This window comes from Fodinibius sp., assembly GCF_034521915.1.
Classification (GTDB): domain Bacteria; phylum Bacteroidota; class Rhodothermia; order Balneolales; family Balneolaceae; genus Fodinibius.
In genome coordinates this window covers 11,060-36,640 of the sequence record NZ_JAXHLU010000005.1, presented here as the reverse complement: position 1 = coordinate 36,640, position 25,581 = coordinate 11,060, and the positions used below count along the sequence as shown (strand labels likewise).

General features: G+C 42.7%; 23 protein-coding genes and 1 tRNA gene. 14 read left to right on the top strand and 10 right to left on the bottom strand.

The window, feature by feature from the left end; all coding sequences use genetic code 11:
* Positions 1–109 precede the first annotated feature (109 nt).
* From U5J89_RS05390 to U5J89_RS05365, 6 genes are all read right to left on the bottom strand, one after another.
* Positions 110–244 carry a hypothetical protein gene (locus U5J89_RS05390; RefSeq protein ID WP_322574582.1) on the bottom strand — a complete coding sequence of 45 codons (135 nt, stop codon included), beginning with the start codon at positions 242–244 and terminating at the stop codon, positions 110–112.
* 20 nt (positions 245–264) lie between these two features.
* Entirely contained in the window at positions 265–753 is a 489-nt protein-coding gene (locus tag U5J89_RS05385) for a DUF427 domain-containing protein (protein ID WP_322574581.1), read from the bottom strand.
* 6 nt (positions 754–759) lie between these two features.
* Positions 760–1,704, bottom strand: coding sequence for an L-histidine N(alpha)-methyltransferase (gene egtD, locus U5J89_RS05380; RefSeq protein ID WP_322574580.1), 945 nt, complete (start codon positions 1,702–1,704; stop codon positions 760–762).
* A gap of 54 nt (positions 1,705–1,758) precedes the next feature.
* Positions 1,759–2,010: a hypothetical protein gene (locus tag U5J89_RS05375; protein WP_322574579.1), complete on the bottom strand. Its 252-nt coding sequence runs from the start codon at positions 2,008–2,010 to the stop codon at positions 1,759–1,761.
* 178 nt (positions 2,011–2,188) lie between these two features.
* Complete coding sequence (locus tag U5J89_RS05370) at positions 2,189–2,386, bottom strand: hypothetical protein (protein ID WP_095606125.1); 198 nt, start codon at positions 2,384–2,386, stop codon at positions 2,189–2,191.
* Positions 2,387–2,612: 226 nt separating this feature from the next.
* Positions 2,613–2,686: transfer RNA gene (locus U5J89_RS05365), tRNA-Val, on the bottom strand.
* A gap of 247 nt (positions 2,687–2,933) precedes the next feature.
* Between U5J89_RS05365 and U5J89_RS05360 the strand changes: the two genes are divergently transcribed.
* From U5J89_RS05360 to U5J89_RS05345, 4 genes are all read left to right on the top strand, one after another.
* Entirely contained in the window at positions 2,934–4,244 is a 1,311-nt protein-coding gene (locus tag U5J89_RS05360; protein ID WP_322574578.1) for an acetyl-CoA C-acyltransferase, read from the top strand.
* Between the two features lie 36 nt (positions 4,245–4,280).
* Complete coding sequence (locus tag U5J89_RS05355; protein ID WP_322574577.1) at positions 4,281–6,404, top strand: 3-hydroxyacyl-CoA dehydrogenase NAD-binding domain-containing protein; 2,124 nt, start codon at positions 4,281–4,283, stop codon at positions 6,402–6,404.
* Positions 6,405–6,581: 177 nt separating this feature from the next.
* A complete protein-coding gene (gene yajC / locus U5J89_RS05350) occupies positions 6,582–6,890 on the top strand; it encodes a preprotein translocase subunit YajC (protein ID WP_095605846.1) in 309 nt (102 codons plus the stop codon).
* 21 nt (positions 6,891–6,911) lie between these two features.
* On the top strand, positions 6,912–8,177 hold the full coding sequence (locus tag U5J89_RS05345; RefSeq protein WP_322574576.1) for a bifunctional 3,4-dihydroxy-2-butanone-4-phosphate synthase/GTP cyclohydrolase II: 1,266 nt from the start codon (positions 6,912–6,914) through the stop codon (positions 8,175–8,177).
* Between the two features lie 46 nt (positions 8,178–8,223).
* Here U5J89_RS05345 and U5J89_RS05340 read toward each other — a convergent pair whose 3' ends face one another.
* The 3 genes from U5J89_RS05340 to ileS are packed head-to-tail and all read right to left on the bottom strand — an operon-like array spanning position 8,224 to position 12,413.
* Positions 8,224–8,811: a signal peptidase II gene (locus tag U5J89_RS05340; RefSeq protein WP_322574575.1), complete on the bottom strand. Its 588-nt coding sequence runs from the start codon at positions 8,809–8,811 to the stop codon at positions 8,224–8,226.
* An 8-nt stretch (positions 8,812–8,819) separates the two neighbouring features.
* On the bottom strand, positions 8,820–9,227 hold the full coding sequence (locus U5J89_RS05335; protein ID WP_322574574.1) for a TraR/DksA family transcriptional regulator: 408 nt from the start codon (positions 9,225–9,227) through the stop codon (positions 8,820–8,822).
* A 15-nt stretch (positions 9,228–9,242) separates the two neighbouring features.
* The gene (ileS, locus tag U5J89_RS05330) at positions 9,243–12,413 is read right to left on the bottom strand and encodes an isoleucine--tRNA ligase (protein WP_322574573.1); all 3,171 of its coding nucleotides are present in this window, start codon (positions 12,411–12,413) and stop codon (positions 9,243–9,245) included.
* 307 nt (positions 12,414–12,720) lie between these two features.
* Here ileS and U5J89_RS05325 point away from each other — a divergent pair, with 307 nt between their 5' ends.
* The 9 genes from U5J89_RS05325 (at position 12,721) to U5J89_RS05285 (ending at position 21,563) form a co-directional block, all read left to right on the top strand.
* Positions 12,721–13,233 (top strand): low molecular weight protein-tyrosine-phosphatase, encoded by a 513-nt coding sequence (locus U5J89_RS05325; RefSeq protein WP_322574572.1) that lies wholly within the window; start codon positions 12,721–12,723, stop codon positions 13,231–13,233.
* Positions 13,230–14,096, top strand: a complete 867-nt coding sequence (locus U5J89_RS05320; protein ID WP_322574571.1) for a fructosamine kinase family protein — start codon at positions 13,230–13,232, stop codon at positions 14,094–14,096. The genes U5J89_RS05325 and U5J89_RS05320 overlap by 4 nt, the downstream gene beginning before the upstream one ends.
* Before the next feature lie 102 nt (positions 14,097–14,198).
* On the top strand, positions 14,199–14,846 hold the full coding sequence (locus U5J89_RS05315; RefSeq protein ID WP_322574570.1) for an REP-associated tyrosine transposase: 648 nt from the start codon (positions 14,199–14,201) through the stop codon (positions 14,844–14,846).
* A 72-nt stretch (positions 14,847–14,918) separates the two neighbouring features.
* Positions 14,919–15,662, top strand: coding sequence for a helical backbone metal receptor (locus U5J89_RS05310; protein WP_322574569.1), 744 nt, complete (start codon positions 14,919–14,921; stop codon positions 15,660–15,662).
* Between the two features lie 61 nt (positions 15,663–15,723).
* Positions 15,724–17,451 carry a tetratricopeptide repeat protein gene (locus tag U5J89_RS05305; protein WP_322574568.1) on the top strand — a complete coding sequence of 576 codons (1,728 nt, stop codon included), beginning with the start codon at positions 15,724–15,726 and terminating at the stop codon, positions 17,449–17,451.
* Positions 17,452–17,504: 53 nt separating this feature from the next.
* The gene (locus U5J89_RS05300) at positions 17,505–18,212 is read left to right on the top strand and encodes a DUF4292 domain-containing protein (RefSeq protein WP_322574601.1); all 708 of its coding nucleotides are present in this window, start codon (positions 17,505–17,507) and stop codon (positions 18,210–18,212) included.
* Positions 18,209–19,585, top strand: coding sequence for a murein hydrolase activator EnvC family protein (locus U5J89_RS05295; RefSeq protein WP_322574567.1), 1,377 nt, complete (start codon positions 18,209–18,211; stop codon positions 19,583–19,585). Before U5J89_RS05300 ends, U5J89_RS05295 begins: the two co-directional genes overlap by 4 nt.
* 108 nt (positions 19,586–19,693) lie before the next feature.
* Entirely contained in the window at positions 19,694–20,152 is a 459-nt protein-coding gene (locus U5J89_RS05290) for a hypothetical protein (RefSeq protein WP_322574566.1), read from the top strand.
* A 232-nt stretch (positions 20,153–20,384) separates the two neighbouring features.
* A complete protein-coding gene (locus U5J89_RS05285) occupies positions 20,385–21,563 on the top strand; it encodes a PQQ-dependent sugar dehydrogenase (RefSeq protein ID WP_322574565.1) in 1,179 nt (392 codons plus the stop codon).
* A gap of 37 nt (positions 21,564–21,600) precedes the next feature.
* Here U5J89_RS05285 and U5J89_RS05280 read toward each other — a convergent pair whose 3' ends face one another.
* Positions 21,601–22,257 carry a hypothetical protein gene (locus U5J89_RS05280; RefSeq protein WP_322574564.1) on the bottom strand — a complete coding sequence of 219 codons (657 nt, stop codon included), beginning with the start codon at positions 22,255–22,257 and terminating at the stop codon, positions 21,601–21,603.
* A 249-nt stretch (positions 22,258–22,506) separates the two neighbouring features.
* Between U5J89_RS05280 and U5J89_RS05275 the strand changes: the two genes are divergently transcribed.
* Entirely contained in the window at positions 22,507–25,539 is a 3,033-nt protein-coding gene (locus tag U5J89_RS05275) for a S8/S53 family peptidase (RefSeq protein WP_322574563.1), read from the top strand.
* Positions 25,540–25,581: the final 42 nt, after the last annotated feature.

The following is a 25,581-nucleotide window of genomic DNA, read 5'->3' as shown; positions in this document are numbered from 1 at the left end:
ACATTGCCTTTATAGCTCCACTTCATAATGCCATTACCTCTAAAATGATATACTCAATTTTCCGGGTTTTGCAAAAACCTCATCTCAATATTCACTAATTATATATCTTTTAAGGAACAGGGCATAATCCCATGGCTACCTGTACCATAAATGATCCGACAATCAGGACGACACTAATAATCATGATAATCATTCCCGCCGATATCCCCTCTTCGTCCGTATTATTTCTAAAAAATCGAATCATAATAACTATTCTTTTTTTTATTACCAGCCTGCACTTCCGGGCCTACCTTTAAACGGACCTACAACATCGCTTGTTACCCATCCGCCATAAAATCCGCCTTGTTGAGCGTCTACCTCTTCATTATCAACATAACAACTACCCATCTTATGAGCATAAAAAGCGATATGTCCGGCGATAGATTTAAACCTGTCGGTTGGATCAGGATAGCACCAGGCCGCCTTGGCCGCACGCTGATCATTTAAAACAACATCAAAATATTTTGCTTTTCCCTTCCACTCGCAGTAGGTAGTACCACTGATAGGTTTCAGACATTCCATACGAATATCTTGCCGGGGGATATAATAGACCGGCGGATGACTCGTCTCGAGCACTCGCTGGGTATTTAAGGAATGGGCAATTTCGGCATCATTAAAAATAATGCGAATCTCTTTATCACATTTCTCTACCCGCGGTGGACGCGGATAATCCCACACGGATTCCTGTCCGGGACCGGGTTCAACCTTTTTCATATCCCTTTATTTCTTTTTGAGATATTGCAGCGAAAAATAGTCTTTTTCATCCGTCCAAACCTTCTCAACCGAATACCAATCTCCAACTAACTCCTCAAATTCCTCAAGGCTGTATTTGTAAGAGTTCTCGGTGTGAATCGATTCTCCTTCTGCAAACGCTATTTCTTGATCACTGACATTTACCGTTTGTTTTTGAGATGATACCAAATGCATCTCTATACGGCCGGCTTCCTCATTGTAAAAAGCATTATGATCAAACTTTTCTACCTCAAAATCTGCATCCAGCACGTGGTTAATATGCCGCAACATATTCTTATTGAACTGAGCTGTAATTCCCTGTTGATCATTATAGGCCGCTTCCAACACATCTGTATCTTTCTTCAAATCTACGCCTATCAGCATTTCAGAATCATCGGCAGTAATTTCCGCTATGTTTTGTAGAAATGCCCGAGACTCACTGGGGTTAAAATTTCCAATAGTCGATCCCGGGAAAAAGACGATCTGTTTCTGATGTTGATTACCACTAACAGGAAGGGCAAATGAGGAAGTATAATCTGCAAAAACAGGAATAATAGATATTTTGGGATATTCCATCCGCAGCTGATTGACGGTCTTTAGCAAAAACTCTTCTGAAATATCAACCGGAATATACGTAGAAAGGTCTAATAATTCTTCTAGCAAATAACGGGTTTTATAACTGCTTCCGCTACCCAGTTCTATCAGCATCACATCCGAGCCAATGCGATCTGATATCTCACTAATGTTGCTTTGCAGGATCTCTTTTTCACAATCGGTCAAGTAATATTCATCAAGGCGGGTAATTTGCTCAAACAGATCTGATCCGCGTTCATCGTAAAAATACTTGCTGGGCAACTGCTTTTGAGGCTTTGTTAACCCTTCCAGCACCTCTTGCTTCATCAGACTGGCATCGACGGTCGAAAGATCTTCCATAAAGAAATATCAGATTAAAAAACTATTGCATAGCCATAACGGAAAACAGTATTGCTAGCGTTCTCTGTAGAAATAGATTTTTTTATTCTTTGAATCCTTACCGCTCTTAATTTTAACTCCCTTTTTCTGATTATACTGATAAACCGCCGTTCGCATAGAGTTTACGCTCTTATCATCTTCATAATCTATTTCGATGGCATCCCCTCCAACTTCAAGCTGATCTAGAGCTTCCAAAAGAGGCTTAAACTTAGAAGACCTTTTCTTTGACGTATAAATTTTTTCTCGATCTACAAACTTAATTTCCATATCAAATGTACTTTTAAACTATTTCTATTACCATACATATAAAATACAATTTAATTTATAAAATAATGTACATACCAACTATACTCATTGGAATATCTTAACAGAAATGTCATATAAAAAAAGCTTGCAGGATTTTCTGCAAGCTTTTGCAAAATATATGATAAAATCAACTTATCTATTATTGTATTTCATAAAATTGCTTATAAACATAGTCCCAAAAATCTGCCAGATTAGATCCTTTATTATGCGGATTTTTTGATTTTGTAGATTTCATAGCATCAACACATGCTTTTTCTTTGGCGTCATAATAAGCTTTAAGCTGATGCGCCGTGGGGTCTTCAATCATCTCTTCGAACTTCTCTATCTTCTCAGGCATAAATAAAAGGCTTTAGTTCTTTTTGTTACATAACGATAAAAAAGGACAAAAAATTTCCTTTCGATTTCTAATAAAGCAGTTTGACGCGGATATTGCAATATCGCTTTTTGATATTCTCTGTTTATAGAAACCTGAGAATGGAACTAAATTTGGACTAGCTTTATCACATACATACCCAAATAAAAAAAGACAGCTCCTTTCGAAACTGTCTCATAAAATATCTGAGTGGGCGCTGCAGGATTCGAACCTGCGACTTCTTCCTTGTAAGGGAAGCACTCTAAACCGCTGAGTTAAGCGCCCTAATATAGTCAATAAACTTGGATCAACTCGCTCTCCGTAGCTTTACGCGAAGGAGAGTTAAGCGCCCATTTGAGAGAGCACAAATATACGGATATTCTGTAACCTGACAAAACAATTTATTGAAGATTACTTTCCGCTAAATTATAATTAGGTTAACAGTGTTAAGTTAATGCTTGACTTACGATTTTGATTCAACCATCTTAGTAATAATTACATATACGTTGGCTCTCATTTCAACAATTTTATTATGGCAGATCAACCACAAAAACACGCACCTTTTGAAGCAGTAATTTTAGACGGTGGACGTATTCCTTTTCAGCGTTCAGGTACCGGGTACAAAAAACTAATGGCTTATGATTTGGGTCGCATGGCCATCGAAGGTCTTATCGGCCGCGCACCCATTAACGGAGACGACCTTGACCGCGTTATCATGGGCACGGTTATCCAGGATGTAAACACCAGCAACGTTGCTCGCGAATCCGCATTGGGTGCAGGCATTCCCAACACCGTTCCGGCACACACCGTAACACAAGCCTGTATTTCTTCCAATCAAGCGGTCACCAGCGCCGTTGAACTTATTCGTTCGGGTCAGGCTAAAATCATCCTGGCCGGCGGAACAGAAACCATGAGTGATATCCCGATCCGATTTCGAAAAAAATTCCGGCAAAAGCTGCTCGATGCCCGCAAATACAAATCATTGAGTGATTTTCTGAAGTTTTTTAAAGGATTACGTCCCTCACACCTGCTGCCCGATATTCCCTCCATTTCTGAGTTTACAACGGGAGAAACGATGGGCGAAAGCTGTGATAAGATGGCAGCCCGATTTGGAATAGGCCGTAAAGAACAAGACGAGTACGCGCTTCGATCACACCAACTTGCGGCCAAGGCCACTAATGAAGGCTGGCTTGATCCAGAACTGTTGCCTGCTACCGTACCTCCCGATTTCGATTCAATAGAACATGACAACACCTATCGTGAAGATACTTCGATGGAGAAGCTTAAAAAATTATCTCCCGCATTTATTAAGCCGCATGGTACCATAACGGCGGGCAATTCTTCGGCACTAACCGACGGGGCTTCAGCTTCTATCATCATGGAAAAACAGGAGGCTTTAGATCGCGGATTAAAACCCAAAGCTATTCTTAAGGCTTATACCTATGTAGCCCAAGACCCGGAAGACGAACTCTTGCTTGGCCCTGCTTATGCTACACCCAGGGTTTTGGATATGATGGGACTGGAGCTTTCTGATATCGATGTTTTTGAATTCCACGAAGCTTTTGCCGGGCAAATTCTTACGGTACTTAAGGCTTTAAATTCCGATACATTTGCCAAAGAAAACCTGCAGCGCGATAAAAAAGTGGGTGATATTCCCATGGAAAAATTTAACTGCTGGGGCGGCTCACTTTCACTGGGTCACCCGTTTGGTGCTACCGGCACGCGTCTGGTAACAACGGCAGCCAATCGACTGCATCACGAGGATGGTGAACTTGCACTCGTTGCGGCATGTGCAGCCGGCGGACAGGGACATGCGATCATTCTTGAACGCTTCGACGGTTAACATCAAGACTTTTAATAACTACTCAGTCATAATTTTATGAGTTATCTAAACAAGGAAATTCAAGACAATATTTTAGTTGTAACTCTAGATCAGCCAGACTCAAAAGTAAATAAGCTTACCGAAGAGCTGATCTCAGAAGTTAAAGACCTGCTCGAAAATACCAATCCTGATGACATTGACGGCATCGTGATGGTGAGCGGGAAGAAGAATAATTTCATTGCCGGCGCTGACGTAGAGATGCTCAAAAACAAGAAGGCCCCCGAGGAAATTGAGGACTTAAGTCAACGGGGAAACCGGTTACTGCTTCAGCTTGAGAATTATCCAAAACCGGTGGTCGCTGCCATCCACGGATCGTGTCTCGGCGGAGGCTTGGAAGTGGCCATGGCCTGCAATTATCGGGTCGCCTCTAAACACTCTGATACGGTAATGGGTCAACCGGAAGTTAAATTGGGACTTCTCCCTGGAGGTGGAGGAACACAGCGTCTACCCCGCCTGATTGGCATACAAAATGCACTTACTTATATGCTTACCGGGAAAAATATTTATCCCCGCAAGGCATATAAATTGGGGCTCGTAGATGAGCTTACCCATCGTGATGCGGTGCTTACGGCCGCTAAAAAAGCGGTAGGCAAAATTAACAGTGGAAAGTTTGAACGTGAGGATAAGCGTAGCCTTGCCCATCAGCTGATGGAGGGCATGAGTCCACTCCGCAAGATCATTTACTCGCAAGCGCGCAAACGAGCAAAATCAGAAAGTAAGGGTAATTATCCAGCCCCCGATAAGATCATCGACTGTGTGCAAGAGGGGTACGAAAACGGCATGCAGGCAGGGCTAAAACTGGAATCCGAGAACTTTGGTAAACTGGCGGCGACTCCCGAATCGGAAGCAATGGTCAATCTCTTTTTCGCCATGCAGGGAGCGAAGAAAAATCCCAATGAAGAGAAAGCCAGGGAAATCCAAAAAATTGGGGTGCTGGGAGCTGGTCTCATGGGATCCGGTATCGCAGACGTTAGTGCCAATAACGAATATCGCGTGTTATTAAAAGACCAGGAAATAGAACAGGCCGCAAATGGCAAAAAATCGATCTGGGATAACCTCGACACGAAGCGTAAGAAACGAATTATCTCTGAATTTGAACGCGATCGCATTGCCAGTCATGTTACACCTACCGCTACCTATGATGGATTTGAAAATGTGGGACTCGTAATTGAGGCCGTTTTTGAAGATCTTGATCTCAAACAATCCATTGTTAAAGAAGTAGAGGAGGTAGCACCCAACGATTATATCTTTGCCTCTAACACTTCTTCACTGCCCATCAGCAAAATTGCCGAAGCATCGCGCAATCCCGAACAGGTTGTGGGCATGCACTATTTTTCGCCTGTCCCAAAAATGCCGTTGTTAGAAATTATTACCACTGATAAAACCGCTGATTGGGTTACCGCTACGGCACGAAAAGTAGGAATCCAACAAGGCAAGCATGTGATAGTGGTGAACGACGGACCCGGTTTTTATACGACCCGGATTCTGGCTCCTTTTATGAATGAGGCCCTTATGCTTCTGGAGGAGGGAATTTCTATCAAAGAGCTGGATACACACATGAAACAGTTTGGATTCCCTGTTGGCCCTGCTGCCCTTTTTGATGAAGTAGGGATCGACGTAGCGGCCCATATCACCGAAGTGCTTAGTGACCTTTTTGCCGAGCGCGGTGTGCATCCCAGTAAAAAACCAACGGAGCTTTTTGAGGAAGGCTACAAGGGCAAAAAGAATAAGAAGGGCTTTTATAAGTACGAGCAGAAAAATGGCAAAACGAAGAAAACCGATCCCAATAAAGAAATATACCAGTACTTTAGAGGCAGCGGTCGCAAATCCATGGAAAGAGAAACGGTACAACAGCGAATGACATTAACTATGGTGAACGAGGCAGCCTGGTGCCTGCAAGAAGATATTCTGCGTGACCCTACAGATGGTGACCTGGGTGCTGTGCTCGGTCTCGGGTTTCCTCCCTTCCTCGGCGGACCATTCCGATATATCGACCGCGAAGGTGCGGAAACTATCGTCGAACGCCTGCAAAAGTTTGAGGATGAACACGGACCTCGATTCACCCCGGCAGATATCCTCACGGATTATGCTAAATCCGGCAAGAAATTTCATTCGGAATAAACTTTTACCACAAGGCACCAAGCTTATAAAAATAACAATGCTAAATTCTCTGAGTGCCTTAGTGGCAAACATTATATTGGCTTTCAAAGCTACTCACCAAAATTGGAGCAAGCCGCCAAAAATACTATCTTTGTACACTCTTTTAAATACGTTGATAGTAATTAAACAAATTATTTCATGTTAAATATTGCACTATTATTAATGGGTTCTCCTGACGGTGGAGGAGGCTGGTCAAGTCTCATCTTTTTGGGAGCTATTTTTGCCATCTTTTACTTCTTTATCATTCGGCCACAAACGAAGCGACAGAAAGAGCTTCAGGAAATGGTTGACAATATTGAAAAAGGAGACAAAATTGTGACTTCCGGTGGAATGATTGCCAAGGTAACCACTGTTGATGAAGACACCGTACTTGCTGAAATCGATAAAGGGGTTAAAGCACGGTTTAAAAAAAGCTCCATTTCGGATGTGAACCCCAACCAAGATTAACTAAGTCACCAGAGTTATATTATGGGCGCAGATATCAACTTCGATAGTATAGAAGACACTATCGAGGATATTAAAGAAGGACGCATGGTCATTGTAGCCGACGACGAAGATCGCGAAAATGAAGGCGATTTTGTCATGGCCGCAGAAAAGGTAACCCCTGAAGCTATTAATCTCATGGCTAAATATGGCCGTGGGCTTATCTGTGTACCGATCACGCGCGAAAAAGCGTACTCCCTCAATCTTGATTATATGGTAACTGAGGGCGCTGATCCCGATGAGGCCGCTTTTACGGTTTCTGTTGATCACAAAGAGCTTACCACTACAGGTATCTCTGCCGGTGACCGCGCCAACACTATTAAAGAGATGATTAAAAGGGATGCGGAGCCCGGCGATTTTCGACGTCCCGGACATATATTTCCGTTAATCGGTACCGAAGGAGGCGTTCTTCGTCGCGCCGGACATACCGAAGCAGCTATCGATTTAGCCCGGCTTGCTGATCTCCAACCTGCGGGCATTATTTGTGAGATCATGAAAGACAATGGCGCTATGGCGCGTTTGCCTGACCTGGTCGAAATTGCTGATGAATTCGATATGAAACTGATCAGCATAAAAGATTTGATTTCCTATCGCATGCAGAATGAATCGCTGGTGCGCAAGGTAGTAGATGTAAATCTACCCACTATCTACGGAGATTTTCAGCTCCACGCTTTTGAAGAGCGACTCACGGGCGACCATCACTTGGCATTGGTTAAAGGGGAATGGGATGAAGATGATCCGGTACTTGTTCGCGTGCACTCTTCGTGTATGACTGGCGATATTTTTGGATCCAAGCGCTGTGATTGCGGAGAACAACTACATCAAGCACTGCTTCAGGTTGAAGAAGAGGGGAGCGGTGTTGTTCTTTATATGAATCAAGAAGGTCGCGGCATTGGATTAGTAAACAAACTCAAGGCATATAAACTGCAAGAAAAGGGGTTAGATACTGTTGAAGCCAACGAAGCACTTGGCTTTGAACCTGATGCCCGAGACTACGGCGTTGGAGCACAGATCCTGCGATCACTGGGCATCTCAAAATTACGTTTGATGACTAATAATCCCGTTAAGCGCGTAGGTCTCAAAAGCTTTGGACTTGAGATGGTTGAACGGGTACCTATAGAAGTGGGTGCCTATCCCGAAAATGCCAAATACTTAAAAACCAAGCGCGATAAAATGGGACACGATCTAAAACTCGATGAGTTGGATCCCCACAGCCCCAACTTTATAGACAGTATTGTTACTGAGGAATAAAATCAGCTGATTTATTCGAAATTCTTTAGCATCTCTCCTTCGAAAACTATCCCTCTGCAGTAGGCTGAGTATCAGCTTTTCTTTCTTCTCTTGGCTGTTCTTGCTGCTTTGACCCCGACAGATTTTGGGGAACAATCCGCTTATGAAACACCAACATAGCAATAATAGCAGTACTGATAGCAACATCTGCTACATTAAAAATGTACGGAAAAACAGGATATCCGCTGATGCTTAGATTGAAATGAATAAAGTCGATTACATGTCCCTCAAGTAAACCGCCGTAGGATTCGATATATCCCATAATAAGACGATCAATAATATTACCTATGGCACCACCAAGTATTAATCCCATACAAAGAAGATACCCTACGGTAGCGTCCTCTCGATTATAAAGCACATACGAAAGAATGGCGATAGTGGCTAAAATAGCAATGCCGCTGATTACTTCCGTCGAAGCCCAGCGCATCCCCAGTGCCATACCCGGATTCTGGGTATAGTTAAACGTGAGCCACCCTGGAATAAGATCAGCATAATGCCACTGCGGATTAAGGCGAATCCAATGCTTGCTAAACTGATCCAACACAATGACGATCAGTGCCGGGACTGACAGTGCTGTTATTTTGCTTCTATCCAACTGATAAATTATTTACGCTTAAGTTTTGCATCAATGCTAAGCTGGGTATGGGGAACAGCTTCAAGTCTGCCCTTGGAAATTTTCTTACCCGTTACTTTACAAACACCATAAGTTTTATTTTCGATCCGCTTTAGAGCGTCATCCAAGTAACGAATAAACTTTTTTGTTCTGTTAAAAAGCATATACGTTTTTTCACGCTCTTGGGCATCTGTACCGGCATCAGCCATGTGAAACGAATACGCCGACTCATCGCTGGCATTTTCCATGCTATCGCGCAATGCATTTTGAAGCGATTCAAGCTCTCGCTCAGCCTCTTCGCGTTTTTTTAAGATAATATCTTTGAAATATTCCAACTCCTCATCAGAATAAGGAGAAACGCGCTCTGTATCTTTATTTTCATTTTTTGATGATGCCATAATTAGCTCACTTTCTTAATTAGGGTTTCTTCTAATAGAAATCGTTGATTCACTGTCACCAATCTCCCAACTCTTCACAAAATCTGAGACTTCTAACTTTTCAGGTGCAATCTCTTCTGCCAGGGTTTCACTTTTAATATAATCTTTCATCGTTAATACGGCCTCTTCAAGTTCTTCCGAACCATCAAAGCCTATAATAATACGATCTTCTACATCAAAATCCGCTTCCTTACGCATATTTTGGATACGATTGACAAATTCTCGAGCCAATCCTTCCTGAACCAGCTCTTCAGTCAGTTCAGTATCTAAAGCTACGCTTAACCCTTTTTCGGTTTCAACCGACCAACCTTCCAGGCCGGTACGGATAATCTCGAGGCTATCTTCACCAAGTTGTACAATACCTTGTTCACCCAAATCCAGCTCGATAGATCCGGTTTCCTCATATTCGGTAATCTCTTCGGTAGTCAACTCAGCCACTTTTGATGCCACCGGCTTCATTTTACTACCTAACTTACTGCCCAGCTTAGGATAATTTGGTTTCGCCGACTTGTGGACAATCCCGGAATCATCATCCACAAATTGTACTTCCTTCACATTTACCTCATCTAAGATAATCTCTTTTACTGATTCTATAGCCTGACGGTCTTCTTCTTTATCAATGGGAAGAATGATACGCGACAGCGGCTGACGAACATTTAGTTCCAGCTTATTGCGCAGACTCAATACCATAGATGAAATATGTCGTGCCAATTCCATACGGTGTTCAAGCTGCTTATCAATAGCTGTTTCTTCTACCGTAGGATAGAATGAAATATGTACCGACTCTTCATCCGCCTCAGTTACTTCATTCAGCCGTTGATACAGCCATTCACCTAAAAACGGAGCAATAGGACTAATTAATTTAGCTAAATCTACCAAACATTCATACAGTGTTTGATAAGCCGCCTGTTTATCAAGGCTTTTACCCTCTTTCCAGAATCGGCGTCGGTTACGACGCACGTACCAGTTACTGAGCTCATCAACAAAGTTTTCAATAGTACGCGCCGTTTTGGTCGGTTCGTAATCATCCAGATACTCATCTACCAGCTTTACAGTTGTGTTCATACGGGAGATGATCCAGCGATCCATCTCCACGCGATCTGAAACCGGAATTTGCGAGCCGGAATACGTAAATCCATCAATATTGGCATACATTGCAAAAAACGAGTACGTATTTACAATGGTGTTGAAGAATTTACGCTGTGTTTCCTGCAGCCCTTCTTCACTGAATCGCAGATTCTCCCATGGGGAAGAATTGCTCATCATATACCAGCGTACCGTATCAGCACCGTACTCCTGAATAACCTCGAAAGGCTCAACGGTATTACCTTTGGACTTACTCATCTTATTGCCGTTCTCATCCAACACAAGTCCGTTGGATACCACATTTTTATAGGCAGGCTGATCAAAAAGCATCGTTCCCAGTGCATGGAGCGTATAAAACCATCCACGCGTCTGATCAACACCCTCTGCAATAAAGTCAGCAGGAAAGTTTTCCTTAAACTTATCCTTGTTTTCAAACGGGTAGTGCCATTGCGCAAACGGCATCGATCCGGAATCAAACCAGACATCCATCAGATCGGGGATACGTCGCATTGTTCCCCCATCGGGACCTTCCCACGTAATATCATCAATATGAGGACGATGCAAGTCAAGCTCTTCATCATCGGGCAACCCAGCTTTCTTCTTAAGCTCTTCTACACTTCCTACCACTTCTACATGCTCAGGGTTTTTATCGCTTACCCAAAGCGGAATGGGCGTACCCCAGTAGCGCTGACGCGAAACCGCCCAATCCACATTATTTTCAAGCCAGGTTCCAAAACGTCCACTCCCGGTACTTGGCGGCTTCCAGTTAATTTTTTTGTTGAAGTCCACCATTTTATCCTTCACATCCGTAGTGCTGATAAACCAAGACTCTACGGGATACGACATCAGCGGCGTACCTTTGCGCCAGTCGTGGGGGTAATTGTGCAGATAGGTCTCGTGCTTGTACATCAGGTACTTATCCTTGATGGCACGAGAAATTCCTTTATCAGCATCTTTAAACCATTCGCCTTCAAAATCAGGTACCTGTTCCGTAAATCGACCATCTTTATCGATGGGATTAAACATCGGAATATCGTTCTTTTGGCCCGTCTCATAATCATCGACACCAAAAGCAGGCGCAATGTGAACCACTCCGGTTCCCTCTTCCGTTGTCACATAATCAGCGGGAACAACGCGCCAAGCTTCGTCTTTATCATACTCTTCCATGGCATAATCAAATACTGGATCATAAGTCCAGTCGACCAGCTCTTCACCTTTGTATTCTTCTACAATTTCGTAGTCGTGGTCGATAACCTCATCAATACAATCCTTGGCCATGATATAAAACTCAGTCCGGTCGCCCTCAGAAAGCTTGATCTTAGCGTAATCCAACTCGGGATTAACAGCAAGTCCCATGTTCGACACAATGGTCCAGGGAGTAGTCGTCCAGGCCAAAAAGTAGACATCCTCGGACATCTCAACTTTGAACTTTACAAAAATGGAAGGATCCTGAACTTCCTCGTAGCCCTGAGCAACTTCGTGAGAAGATAGTACCGTTCCGCTGCCCGGCGAATACCACTGAATCTTATATCCCTTGTACACCAATCCTTTTTCGTGCAGCGTCTTAAAAGCCCACCATACCGATTCAATATAATCGTTGTCAAAGGTGATATAGGGATCGTCCAGATCAACCCAGTAAGCCATGCGGGTAGTGAGCTTATCCCATAGATCTTTGTATTTGAGAACACTGTTTCGGCACTTCTCATTATATTTAGCGATGCCGTACTCCTCGACCTGCTCGCGCCCTTCAAGGTCGAGCTCTTTTTCCACCTCAATTTCAACCGGGAGGCCGTGGGTATCCCAACCGGCTTTACGATCAACACGAAAACCTTTCAGGGTTTTGTAGCGGCAGAACATATCTTTAACCGTACGTGCCAGCACGTGATGAATGCCCGGCTTGCCGTTTGCCGTCGGGGGTCCCTCATAAAAGGTAAAGGGAATCCCATCTTCGCGGGTAGATACACTTTTCTCAAAGATATTGTTCTCCTTCCACCACTTGAGGGTTTCGACTTCGAGCTTTGAAAAATTTAGTCTTTTTACTTCGTCAAATTGTTTACTCATATAGGCCGTTATACCTTCTCTGTTGGCTTTTGTAAAGCTATTAATATAAGGGGTTTCTATACCTTACAGTAGCTTAAGTTTTAGAATAAATCTTTATCAAAATAAATGAACCCCAAAGATACAAGTCTTAGCTCATCAATTCATATTCTAAGGTGTATTTTTTGATATAAGCGACCTATATAAAGCAATGCGATAACAATTTGCAAATTAGAATTTCAGCTAATGTTTAGGCTATACTTTATTGTCTTCAGCCATTATTTTAGGGTTGCTAGCTTATAACCGATCTCAAATTAATTGTATTTACTATATGGATATACCCGTAAAAAACCCTATCACAAGAGAAAATCACTATAAAATATGTTTTGTATGCCTTGGAAATATTTGCCGCAGTCCAACTGCACAGGGCATATTCCAACATCTGATTAATGAGCGCGGACTTGAAAACTATTTTGAAGTCGATTCAGCAGGTACCTCTGCCTACCATGTGGGAGAATCGGCCAACAGCAAAAGTCAACGTACGGCACAAAAGCACGGCATTACGCTCCATTCGAAAGCGCGCCAATTTGAGGCCTCAGACCTGGACTATTATGATCTTATCTTGGCGATGGACAATGAAAACCTGGAAAATGTGCGTAAAATGGCTAATGGGAATCATGAGAACAAAATAGGTCGCATGCGCGATTTTGATCCCAAACCGGGTGACGGTGAAGTTCCGGATCCCTATTACGGCGGACCAGAAGGCTTTGAAAATGTGTTCCAGATTGTAAAACGAAGCTGTGAAAACCTACTTGACGAACTTGAAACACATGTTCAAAAATGATTCCCAATCCTGTAAAAGAACAAATTCAGCAAGCGGTAGATCAAACGATAAATTCAGCAAAGCGCGTTTCTGGTGGCAGTATCAATCAGGCCGCCAAAGTTACCTTAGATGATGGTGCCACCTGTTTTTTGAAATGGAATACCTCAGCCGACCCTCGCATGTTTATTGTTGAGGAGAAAGGTCTTGAACTGCTTAAATCAGCAGATACATCGCTGCGAATCCCCGCTGTTCTTACAACCGGACAAACAGATGACGGCACAGGATTCTTGCTCCAAGAATTTATAACCGAAGGCCGTTCAAAACCGAATTCGGCCCGCGATTTTGGTCGAGCGTTGGCCCAGCTACACAAGCATCATAATGACACCTTTGGGTTGGATCACGATAATTTCATTGGCCGGCTCCCACAATCCAACACTCCTAACCAAAACTGGGTGGATTTCTTTATCAAGGAGCGCATGGAGCCCCAGCTCCGGATGGCCACCGACAGTGGAAAATTAGGTTCCGATACTGTCAACAGCTTTAAAAAAATGTATGAAAAACTGCCGGATATTTTTCCCGATGAGCCGCCCAGCCTATTGCATGGTGATCTATGGGGCGGCAATTACTTTTTTAATCAGGATGGAAATGCCACTATCTATGATCCCGCGGTATATTACGGGCATCGTGAAATAGAGCTGGCCTTCACTCATCTTTTCGGGGGATTTCCCAGTAATTTTTACAGTGCATATGAAGAGACTTATCCACTGTCATCCGGTTTTTCTAAGCGAAAAGATATCTACAACCTATATCCCCTGCTGGTGCATACCAATTTGTTTGGCGGAAGCTACGGCCGACAGGTAGAGGGCATTGTTCGTCAATTTTAACTACCATGTAGATCGGACAGCTTGTCCGATCGCAAAATAGTAAAACTGACTCGGAGAGAATCTATAGAATATTTTTTTAACATCAAGAGAGAATAACCCCCTGTGTATTACCAAAGAAATCTACCGCACTGGCAACCTGAAAATGCTGAATTTTTTATTACTTTCAGATTATCTAATTCTCTACCACGTTCCACCATTCAGCATATCAAAACACAAAAAAGAATTTTAGAGAAGAAATTAGAAAACAGACCCCTTGACAATGATAGCTCGGACAAGCTGTCCGAGCTACGTAACTATCATCAAACAATCTTTAAAAAATATGAGGATCAATTGGATGGAGCTAAAACCGGTCCAACCTGGTTAAATAAACAAAAAGTTGCTGATATAGTTTGCAAAGCAATTCACTTTCGAGATAATTCTGTTTATGATCTTTATGCTTATTGCATCATGCCAAATCATGTACATCTCGTTTTAAAAATGCTTCAAAAAAATAATAATAACGCCACTCCTGCATTGACAAAAGTACTTCAAAATTTGAAATCTTATACGGCGTTAAAATGCAATAGAATATTAAACAGAACGGGCAGTTTTTGGCAGGCAGAAAGTTTTGATCGAGTAATTCGTGATGAGGAAGAATTAGAATCTACAATACGTTATGTTTTAAATAATCCTGTCAAAGCTAATCTTGTTGATTCATGGACAGCTTGGCCCTACAGTTTTTGTAAATCTGACTTTAAAAATGATTTTTAACATCTCGTAGGTCATAAGTAAATAATATCTTGTTCTCCATACATAATTTCTCGAAATAATAACGATTTGAACATGGCAACACCTCCACAACGTATTATAAGCTTGGTTCCAAGTCTTACGGAATTGGTTATCGACATGGGATTGAAAGAACAACTTGTGGGTCGAACCCGATTCTGTGTGCATCCCAAAAAACAAGTAGAAGAAATTCCTATCATCGGTGGGACCAAAAACCCGCGTTTGGATAAAATAAGAGATCTTGAACCCGACTATATCATTGCCAATAAAGAGGAAAATCGTCCCAAAGATATTAAGGCATTGGCAGACGACTTTGAAGTGAACGTTACCCAGATTGCAACCATCGAAGATGCGCTGATTACTATTCATGAACTGGGTAAGAAATTCAACGCATCAGAGAAAGCAGAAAACCTGATCGGAAATATCCAAAAGGTGCTCGAAAATCGTCCGCAGGTTTCCGAACTAAATACTGCTTATCTGATCTGGAAAGACCCCTGGATGACTGTAGGCCGCGATACCTACATCCATGATATTATGGATCACTGGAAACTGCCCAACGTGTTTGCGGATCAGAAACGATATCCCAAAATAAGTCTGGATGATCTTAAGAGACAAAATCCAGACCTGATTTTACTGAGCAGCGAACCCTATCCCTTTAAGGAAAAACATATGGCACAAATTGAGGAAGCGTGTCCCGCTGCTCGAGTACTCTTAGTAGAAGGAGAATGGTTTAGCTGGTATGGATCGCGCATGGAACATGCCTTTAAACGCCTGAATGGCTGGCGCAAAACCATAGCTTAAAAGAGTTCCCTACTGCCGGTTGTAAATTGTTATACTAACGGATAGATAATCGTTGGTTTTTATGAATACTATTTTATTACATAACCGGATTGCATCAGCATATATTTTTACCATCATGCTATGCATTTTTGCCACATCTTCGGTTTTTGCCCAAAATAAAACTGTCGAAGAGCAAGAATATATTGCAGCAAAAACTGCTTATATTGATGGGTTAGCCGCTTTTGAGAATAATAATTATGAAGAAGCAATCAGCCTTTTAAACAAGGCCTATGTAAAACTGCCCAATCACCCCGGAATTAACTTTGCATTGGCCGATGCCTACCTGCAAATAAATGATCTGGAAAATGCGGAATACTACAGTAAACAGGCTCGAACACTGAATCCCGCTAACAAATGGTATCATCTTCAACTTGTTGAAATTTACAAGGCTATCGGCAATAATGAGGCTGCCGCCAAAGAACTCCGAAATGCCCTGACCCATCATCCCAAAGATATCGACATTTTATATGATCTTGCGCAAATCTATACCGAATTGGGAAAACTTGAGCAATCGAATACAATTTACAACAAGCTGCTTCAGCTTAAGGGAGAAATGACTTCCATACGCATTGAGAAGCTTAAAAACTTCAATAAGCTGAATATGAAAGATTCAGCGATAGTTGAACTGGAAAAAATTCGGTCGATGGATCCCGGGAATATCTCTACGCTCCACCTGTTGAGCAATTACTATTTGGAACTGAACAAACCAGACGAAGCTCGTGATGTCATTGAAAATGCTCTCCAAATTAACAGCACCAATCCCAAATCACGGATAATCCTTGCTGATATTTATCTGACTCAAACCAAATGGGATAGCGCTCAAACCACGCTTGCAACTCTTATGGATGACTCAACAGTTGATCACCAAACCAAGGAAGAAGTGGCGCATTTTATATACGGCAAATACAACAATAATCCTTCTAACACTGCAATTCAGCAAGCTGCGGACAATATCTTTAAAAAGCTTATCCAAAACGCCCCAAAGTCTGGCAAAGCTTATGCCTTGGCGGCCGATTTCTTTTTAAATACCGATCAGCCTCAATACGCTATCCGCGCACTTGAACGGGCAACAGAACTAAATCCCTCAAACGATTCTATCTGGCAACAACGACTACAATTACTGCTTGAACAACGAAAATTTGAGGAAGTTATCAAAGCCGGTAAACAGGCGATCCAAAACATCCCACAGGATCCTATCTTGCTATATATTCTAGGCAACGCTTATTTATCTTCTCAACAGTACGATAGCGCAAAAAAACATCTCAAAGAAGCATCCACACTCCCTGCACGGCGACAGCTAAAAGCCAATATTTGGGGCTCTCTGGCTGATACTCATGCCGGACTGAAAAACTGGGATTCTGCTTTTGAATACTATCAAAAAGCAACAGACCTGGATACCCAAAATCCTGTTATTTACAATAATTACGCCTATTACCTCTCCCAGCAAGGTAAAGAACTTTCCAAAGCAGAAAAACTGGCACTTCGGGCTTTAGAACTTTCCCCAGACAATACTTCGTTTATGGACACCGTTGGATGGGTATATTACAAACAGGGGCAACTGAAAAAAGCCCGAAAATATATCCAAAAGGCTATTAATTCGGGGAATCCCAACGCCGAGACACTGGAACATATGGGCGACGTTTTACTTAAACTTGAACAGCCGGACGAAGCTAAAAAGTGGTGGCAAAAAGCGCTCGAAAAGGATCCGACAAGAACTCATCTTAAAGAAAAAATTTCTGACGAAACGTGAACTCACACCAACATATAATACACTATTTTTTATGGGGATGTTTATGCCTGGTGATGCTTTCCTGTTCGAGCACCCAAAAACTTGTAGACAATAATTTTCGCCCATCAAAAGAAAATCTCTCCCAAACCATTAACCAACTGCCCAATTACAGTGATGATTTGCAATCCGTCGAAGGTAAAGGACGCGCAATCGTCAGTGAGCCGGGCAATACTGAACGCGTCACCATCCGTTTTGCCAGTAATCAACAAAAAAGCCTGGTAACAATTCGCAATGGCTTGGGTATTGAAGGAGGACAATTGCTCACTGACGGCGATACGCTTCTCATCTACAATAAAGTGGATAAATATGCTCGAAAAGTCCCCGTACAGGGAGCCAACCTGAATCGCATAAACCGGCTGGCCTCGCTCAATATTCTGGATATGCTAAATTACTCAGTAAAAGAAGAGGACGTCGATCAATTCCTTGAAAATGAATCCTTTTACCAGCTACAGTTAAAAACCGGTACAAAAGTATATATTGATAAAAATTCGCTTATTGTACGCCAAATTATACAACCTTCATCTACCAGCTTGCCCTACTCAAAAATTGAATATGAGGCATACACTTCAATGAAGGGGTTCACCCTTCCGCGCAAAATTAGTATATTCGGGCCTGATGGTAAATCAAAGATTGCTTTACAGCTAACAGCATTAGAATTAAATCCCAAGCTTGACCCATTAACAATAGAGTTGCCAGACGATATTCCCATTTACCACGAATGAAAAAAACATATAGCCTCATAGCGATTATTGCGTGTCTTTTGCTGGCTCCCGACCTGCTATACAGTCAGACCGCTGTCATGCAGGAGTTTAAAGAACTGCGGAATAATATTGTTGAAAAGCAGAAGAATACCCGTGCCGAAATAGAACGGCTCAATAAACAAATTCAGCAATTTGAGCAGCGTCTTCAGCAAGCCGAAGAAAAGTATGAGGCACTATATCAAAAGTATCAAAACTTAAAGCAGCTCATTGCCCTCCAGGATGAAAAACTCTCTCAGCTGCGACAAGAACAGTCTCAGATCCAGGAAGAAATTACCATTACCACAGAATCACTAAAGGCTAAACGGGCTGAATTAGAACGACTGATTGAGAACTATAAACAAACGCTGAGCTATCTGTATAAGCATGGCCGCACTTCGCAGCTCGCATTAATCTTTTCTGCTTCTTCTGTTAACCAAATGCTGATACGCTCCTTTTATCTTGAAAAGTTCAACAACTATCGCGAACAGCAGGCTCAGGAAATTCGCCAAGCCGAAAAGGAACTCGAGCAAACCAAAGAGCAACTGGTTAAAGCCCAAGAAAAGAATGAAGAAGTGTTGGCAGAAATTAAAGAGGAAAAACAAACGCTGGCTCAAAAGAAAGAACAGCAAGAAAAAAATGTAGCACTGCTACGAGAGAACCGGGAAGAGATCAACAAAAAATTGAACCAGGTTCAGCAGCAAAAAGACAATCTCAATAGCACGCTGTCGGATCTTATCCGGCGTGAAGAAGAAATACGTGAGGCCCAGGAACAAAAGCTTCGTCAATTGGAAGCAGAACGCCAGGAAAAGCTTGCTGCTGCTAAAAAAATTGAAAATGATGCCAAGCGGGAGGCCGAAATCGAAAAATATTCCGAACCTATTAAGCTCGATAATTTTCTGGACTCCAATAAGATGGAAGAGATCGAGAACCGGTTTGCCTCAAACAAAGGTGAATTACCCTGGCCGGTCGATAGCCGAACAATAGCCGAACATTTTGGCAATAAAGTGCATCCTGTTTATGGAACAAAAACACCCAACCTGGGAGTAGAAATTGTAACAGATGCCCAATCATCAGTCGAGGTTGTACATGATGGATATGTTCTTGATGTCCGTCCGGTTCCCGGCTATGGAGATGTAATCTTTGTTAAACACGGTCGATTTATTACGGCTTATGGAAATCTAAGCGAGGTTATGGTGAGCAAAAACGAAGTGTTATACCAAGGTGATATGCTGGGACTTTCGGGCGATGCCAGTTCACCGAAGGGAGAAAGCCTGTTTTTTCTGATACGCGAAAACAATGAAAACCTAAATCCCGAAAATTGGCTCAGAAGAGAAACCATGTCCAGCAACTATTAAATTAGATTCCCCTCTTTTTGTTGCTATTTTCTGCATCATATTTTTACGGTATATATTTAATTCCGAATTCAGTTTATTTTCCAGTTAACTTATAACCAAGCTTATTTCATGACCAATTGGCAACGCACTTTTGCATTTGTTAGCGGCGCTCTCGTTTTCGGATTACTATTCATTATTATATCCAATAGCTTCATCCAATATGTCGCCAACCCAGGTACCACCGGCTACCTGTTTCTATTCGGCTTTGGACTCATCTTTCTCAACCTCAATTTTGGTATCAGTCGGAGGTTTGCCATTAAAGCTCTGAACCCAAGCGGCATAGCCTATTTAATGGCACTTCTTACAATCGTGCCAACTATTTTCTGGGTCTATACCAAAGATGTGGGACTGGCAGAACTACAGCTGGTGTTTGTACTTACCGTCATTTTTTCTGCTTTTTTAGGTGCCTATTTTGGAATACGGCGCGGAGCTGTTAAGCGGCAGCAATATATACAACGGCTTCGGGATGAAAAACAGGATATACCTGAATCGTTAAAACGTCCGCATGATGATCTGAGCAAAAATTAACTGGCAGGATTGTAGTATCTTTCCAAGGTGTTATAGTTTAGATATGAGAAGCACTACAGCACATTGATACATTTCTCAAACTAATATCCTAACTAAGTTACCGTCTCCAATCAAAATGCCCACTGTAAGTATTCCCTCTTTTAATTAATAATACGAGTAGTCAGGAACTAATCCATCCAATTTAAGTGTAAAAATAAGGAACGTCATCTCACCGATAAAACCTTCAGTCATTATGCGTTTTCTTATAATCTTTGTATTAATTTTTTCCCTTGGATGCTCAAGTTCCGATCCCACCGGAAATCAAGATCCCACCGAGGATCAAGATATTTCGTATCAAACAGTTAATGCATTTCCAAATCTTTCGTTTAACCAGCCTGTAGACCTGCAGCACGCCGGTGACAATAGCGGACGCCTTTTTGTAGTGGAAAAAGCAGGCCTTATTCAGGTATTCAACAACGAATCTTCTGCCGAAAGCACTTCAACCTTCTTAGATATCCGGGAACAAGTGGATGACCGCGGAAATGAGGAAGGATTACTGGGGCTCGCCTTTCATCCAAATTATGAAAGTAATGGCTACTTTTACGTCAACTATACGGCCTCAGATCCCGCCCGGACGATCATTGCCCGATTCCAGGTTTCGGATCAAAACCCCGACGAAGCAAATGAAGCAAGCGAGCAGGAAATACTAACTTTTGCTCAGCCTTATGATAATCACAACGGCGGACAGCTGGCGTTTGGTCCCGATGGCTACCTCTACATTGCAGTAGGCGATGGTGGTTCCGGCGGTGATCCCCAAGGCAATGGACAAGACCGGAGTACCCTGTTGGGCAGCATCCTCAGGATTGATGTAAACGGCCAAGAAAATGGCAATAATTATGCAATTCCAACCGACAATCCATATGCCGGTAATGATGAAGGCTATCGGGAAGAAATTTTTGCCCATGGGCTCAGAAATCCATGGCGCTTCAGCTTTGATACCGAAACCGGACGCCTGTGGGCTGGCGATGTAGGACAGAATAGTTACGAGGAAATCAACATCATTGAGTCGGGCAATAACTATGGATGGAATATCATGGAAGGAACGCACTGCTATGAGCCATCCAGCGGATGCGATCAATCGGGACTGACCATGCCCGTTTGGGAATACGGCCGCGATGAAGGAATTTCGGTAACAGGCGGATATGCCTATCGCGGACCAACACTGGAAACTCTGACCGGGTCATACATCTATGGAGATTACGGATCCGGCAAAATATGGGCACTCGACTATTCTGACTCGGAAAATCCCTCTAACACTGAATTGTTAGAGGCAGATTTTCCTATTGCCTCGTTCGGTGTAGATAGTGATAATAAACTTTATATCTGCGGATTTGACGGCAATATTTATCAGCTGGAGGAAGTTGAGGGATAGCAATATTGAACATTGCCCCTCAAGCTATGACTCTCAACTAATTAAAGAGGTAGTAATCGATTCCAATGTTGGCTTGCAGGTTTCGACTGTCTGATTTGAAAAGGCGATCACTTTCCCAGTCATAACCTATCTCAGTAAATATCCCAACATTGTTAGAAATGCGAACAGCCATACCGGCACGCAATCCAAATCGTACTCGAAAGCCAAGATCCTTGTTCGTATTGGCCAATGTTCCCAATCCCATATTATTGCCAAATAATGAATTCAGCTGAACATAAGGTTGTATTTGATCAGTCTTAAAAGGGTATGCCCGAACAATTGGTCCAATTCCCCAGCCTCCTACGCCAAAATCGGCGTTTTCACCATTCGTAAAAAAGCTGGCCATAACCTGATAACCTACTCCCAAACGAGGAAACATGGTACGCACATTTCGATAGACAAATTCAAGTTCCGAACTGCCATCAAAACTTAATGAATCGGTATTACCCTTGTAATGCAGGTCGCTGAGCCAGTGTGTATTGGCTGTTAACCCGTGGATGCCTACATCATAGTTTAAGGGACGAATTCCGTTATTATCAGCAGATGAATTTTGTGACTGAGCATAAATAACATTAGAAATAACACCTGCAAATAAAACCAATACCAATGCAGATGTTAGAATCTTGCAAGATCGTACTAATACCTTCTTATTCATTGTGCGTTAATTTATTACGATATACGATTAAAACGGATATTCAATGGCGTCTAAAATTGCCCAATTAATTGTACAGTTACAATAACTGAATTAAATCTTTAATGTTGTTTGTTATAGGTTATGTGTTCATTCTATTTTATTTTCAAATTTCAACAAATTGGATATACGTCCTCAAACTGATATACTATTTCTATGTGCGAGTTTTATAATCCACATCTGTTTATAAACTTATTTCCTATTTAAATTTCTATGGTTAAAAAGCTACAAACCGTTCTGCTCATTTTTATTTTTCTGTTGCCCATGTTGGGGATCTCCCAATCGCAGCAAACCGATTATTTTCCCAATCGGCTTATTATAAAGTATGAATCCGACCAAAAGCTACAGCAGATTCAAAGTAAAATTGGCAATAATCCCAAGGCAGCAGTACAGCAACTGCTAAACCAGTACGGCGCGCATGTCAGTCGTCCTCTTCTCTCATCCAAAACACAGCAGCTAGTTAAAGCACAAAGCGTACCCGCAGCATATGATGTCCTCCGTATCGAAGAAGTTGTATTTGGCCATAGTATTGATCCGGCACAACTTGCCTCCAAAATAAATAGGATGCCCGGCGTAGCCTATGCCGAACCCAGATATTTTCGCCGCATGAGCGCCGAGCCCAATGATCCGGATATACAGAAGTTCGTAGATGCCCACAACTTTACCGAGGCCTGGGATTTAAGTAAGGGCTCGAAAGATATAATAATTGCTGTTGTTGATGGAGGCGTTGGCTATACCCATTCTGAGCTGAATGAGAATTTATGGATAAACCAAGATGAAATACCATCCACTGTTTTTACTCAAGCCGATGGAAATGGAGACCAGGAGGTAACAGCTTCAGAAATACGATCTTATCTCCAACAAAACGGAGATGACTACAATGGGAATGGAGAGATCACGCTGGAAGATGCGCTGCATGAAGATTCCGACTTTACAAATAATATCGACAATGACAATAACGAGTTTACAGATGATCTATTTGGATGGGATTTCTGGGAATCGGGCAGTAACACACAAAACATCACACAAGACAACAATCCCATCCACAATGCCACCGACCATGGAACGCACGTAACCGGCATTGCCGCAGCAAAAACGAATAATGGAGAGGGGGTTGCCGGGGCTGCGTATAATGTCACCTATATGCCGGTAAAAGCTGGGGGAGCTCCGGGTTTTGCTGATGTCATCGGGTTTGGCTACGAAGGTATTCTTTATGCAGCAAATAAGGGGGCCGATATCATAAATTGCAGCTGGAGTGGTGGATCAGCATCACAGGCCGAGGAAGACATCATAGATCTTGCTACGCAAATGGGATCTCTCGTAATTGCTGCCGCTGGTAATGAAGTAAGCAGGACGGGATATCCCGCCCGTTACGACAAAGCACTTGCTGTGGGTTCGGTAGAACCCAATGATAATCGAGCCTCCTATTCGAATTTTGGATATAATCTGGATGTACTGGCTACAGGAACTGATATTCTCAGTACAGTTATTGGAGATAATGGTCAATCCACTTACATTTCCAACACTGGCACCTCCATGTCTGCACCTGTGGTTAGTGGGCTTGCGGCACTGGTTAAGGATATACATCCCAATTGGGGAGCCGAACGCATCGGCATGCAAATTCGGACCTCTGCCAATTATATTGATGATTCAAATTCCAACCTTGAGCATCGGCTTGGCCACGGGTCGATTGATGCCTTTCGAGCACTCAATACCAACCTGCCGGGATTAAAAGTGGTATCTCAAGAATTTATTAACAGTGAAGGTAACAAACTATCACTGGGCGAAGAAGGAACTATTGAAGTCACGATCACCAATGTGGGCAATGCTACATCCAACCTCGAACTGGAGCTTCTATCCTTGAATGAAAGCGAGGTACAACTCGATAACTCACAACAGCAGTTAGGTAGCTTTGCCACCGGCGACACCGTTGATTTAAGTTTCCCAATCACCATTGCAAGTAACTTTGACCTCACAGAAATACCGACCTTCCGATTAGAATTTCGTGACAATAGCCTGGACTACGACGATTTTAATGCCCTCGTTTACGAAGATATGTTTTTTGATATCATAGCCGGTAATAATGTAAAAACCTCTTTTGGTGCTGAGGGTACATTTGGCTTTTCTGATCCCCTGGCCGGCCGCGGCGGCGTTGGCTTCATTCCCCGCTATCCTGACGGCACAGGTGGATATCAAGAAGGTGACAACCTGCTTTTTGAAGGTGGACTCATTATGAAGTTTAATGAGGAGCTTTTTGATGCTGTTCGTACATCCGGTGGAAACGTTTCTCGTGATTTTCTGCCTCAAGATGCCGTCGCCATTCTACCAACCGACGATGGAAATGGATTAAGAGGCACTACCCAATTTACGACCTTAAACGACAGTGCAAGACGAGCTTCTATCGAACTGGAAACCTTTGCCTACAATGATCCGGCCATCAGCAACGTAGTGTTTGTTAAATATACCATCAGTAATCCATCCCAGTTTATGACGATGAAAAACATGTATGTCGGGCTGTTCAACGATTGGGATATCGGCAATAATCCGGGAAATAACAACATCGCATTCAGTGAAAACGACAGCCTGCTCTATATCTCTGATGCCTCTTCATCAAGCACCCAGCCCACCGTTGCCGTTGCTCATCTGGGGCCCATTTCGGGCGCTCTTGCCATTGATAATGCGGTAGAAGGAAGACAGGATTCGGTCACTTTTGGCATCTATGACGGTTTTTCGGATGGAGAAAAAGAATCGTCACTAACAGCAGGTACCGTTCGCACCAATGTGCAGAATACGGATGTTTCTGCCGTTACCAGTTCGGGACCATATACGTTAAATCCGGGCGCTGACATCACGGTAGGCTTTGTCTATGCTTTTGGGGACGATCTAAATGAACTTCGCGATCAAATTGCTGAAGCACGGTCTCGAAATCTATTTGAAGTCTCTCCCACAGGTCGAGCTACAGCCGATAAAATTCCCCCAGAAACCAAACTATTCCAAAATTATCCAAATCCCTTTAATGAAGAAACCGAAATTCATTTTGACCTTAACCAAGATTCCCATGTAACACTAACCGTTTTTGACGTGCTGGGGCGAAAAGTCCGTCAGTTGGCCGATACCAACTTTGACGCAGGTGCTCATTTTCGAACGCTAAATGCACGTAATTTGAGCAGTGGCGTTTATTTTATCCGGCTTGAAACCGAGCGTGGCTCCCAGACAATCCCTATAACAAAAATAAAAGCTCTCTAACGTGTTATTCGTTTTATTTAATGCTACCATAATGTAACCCTC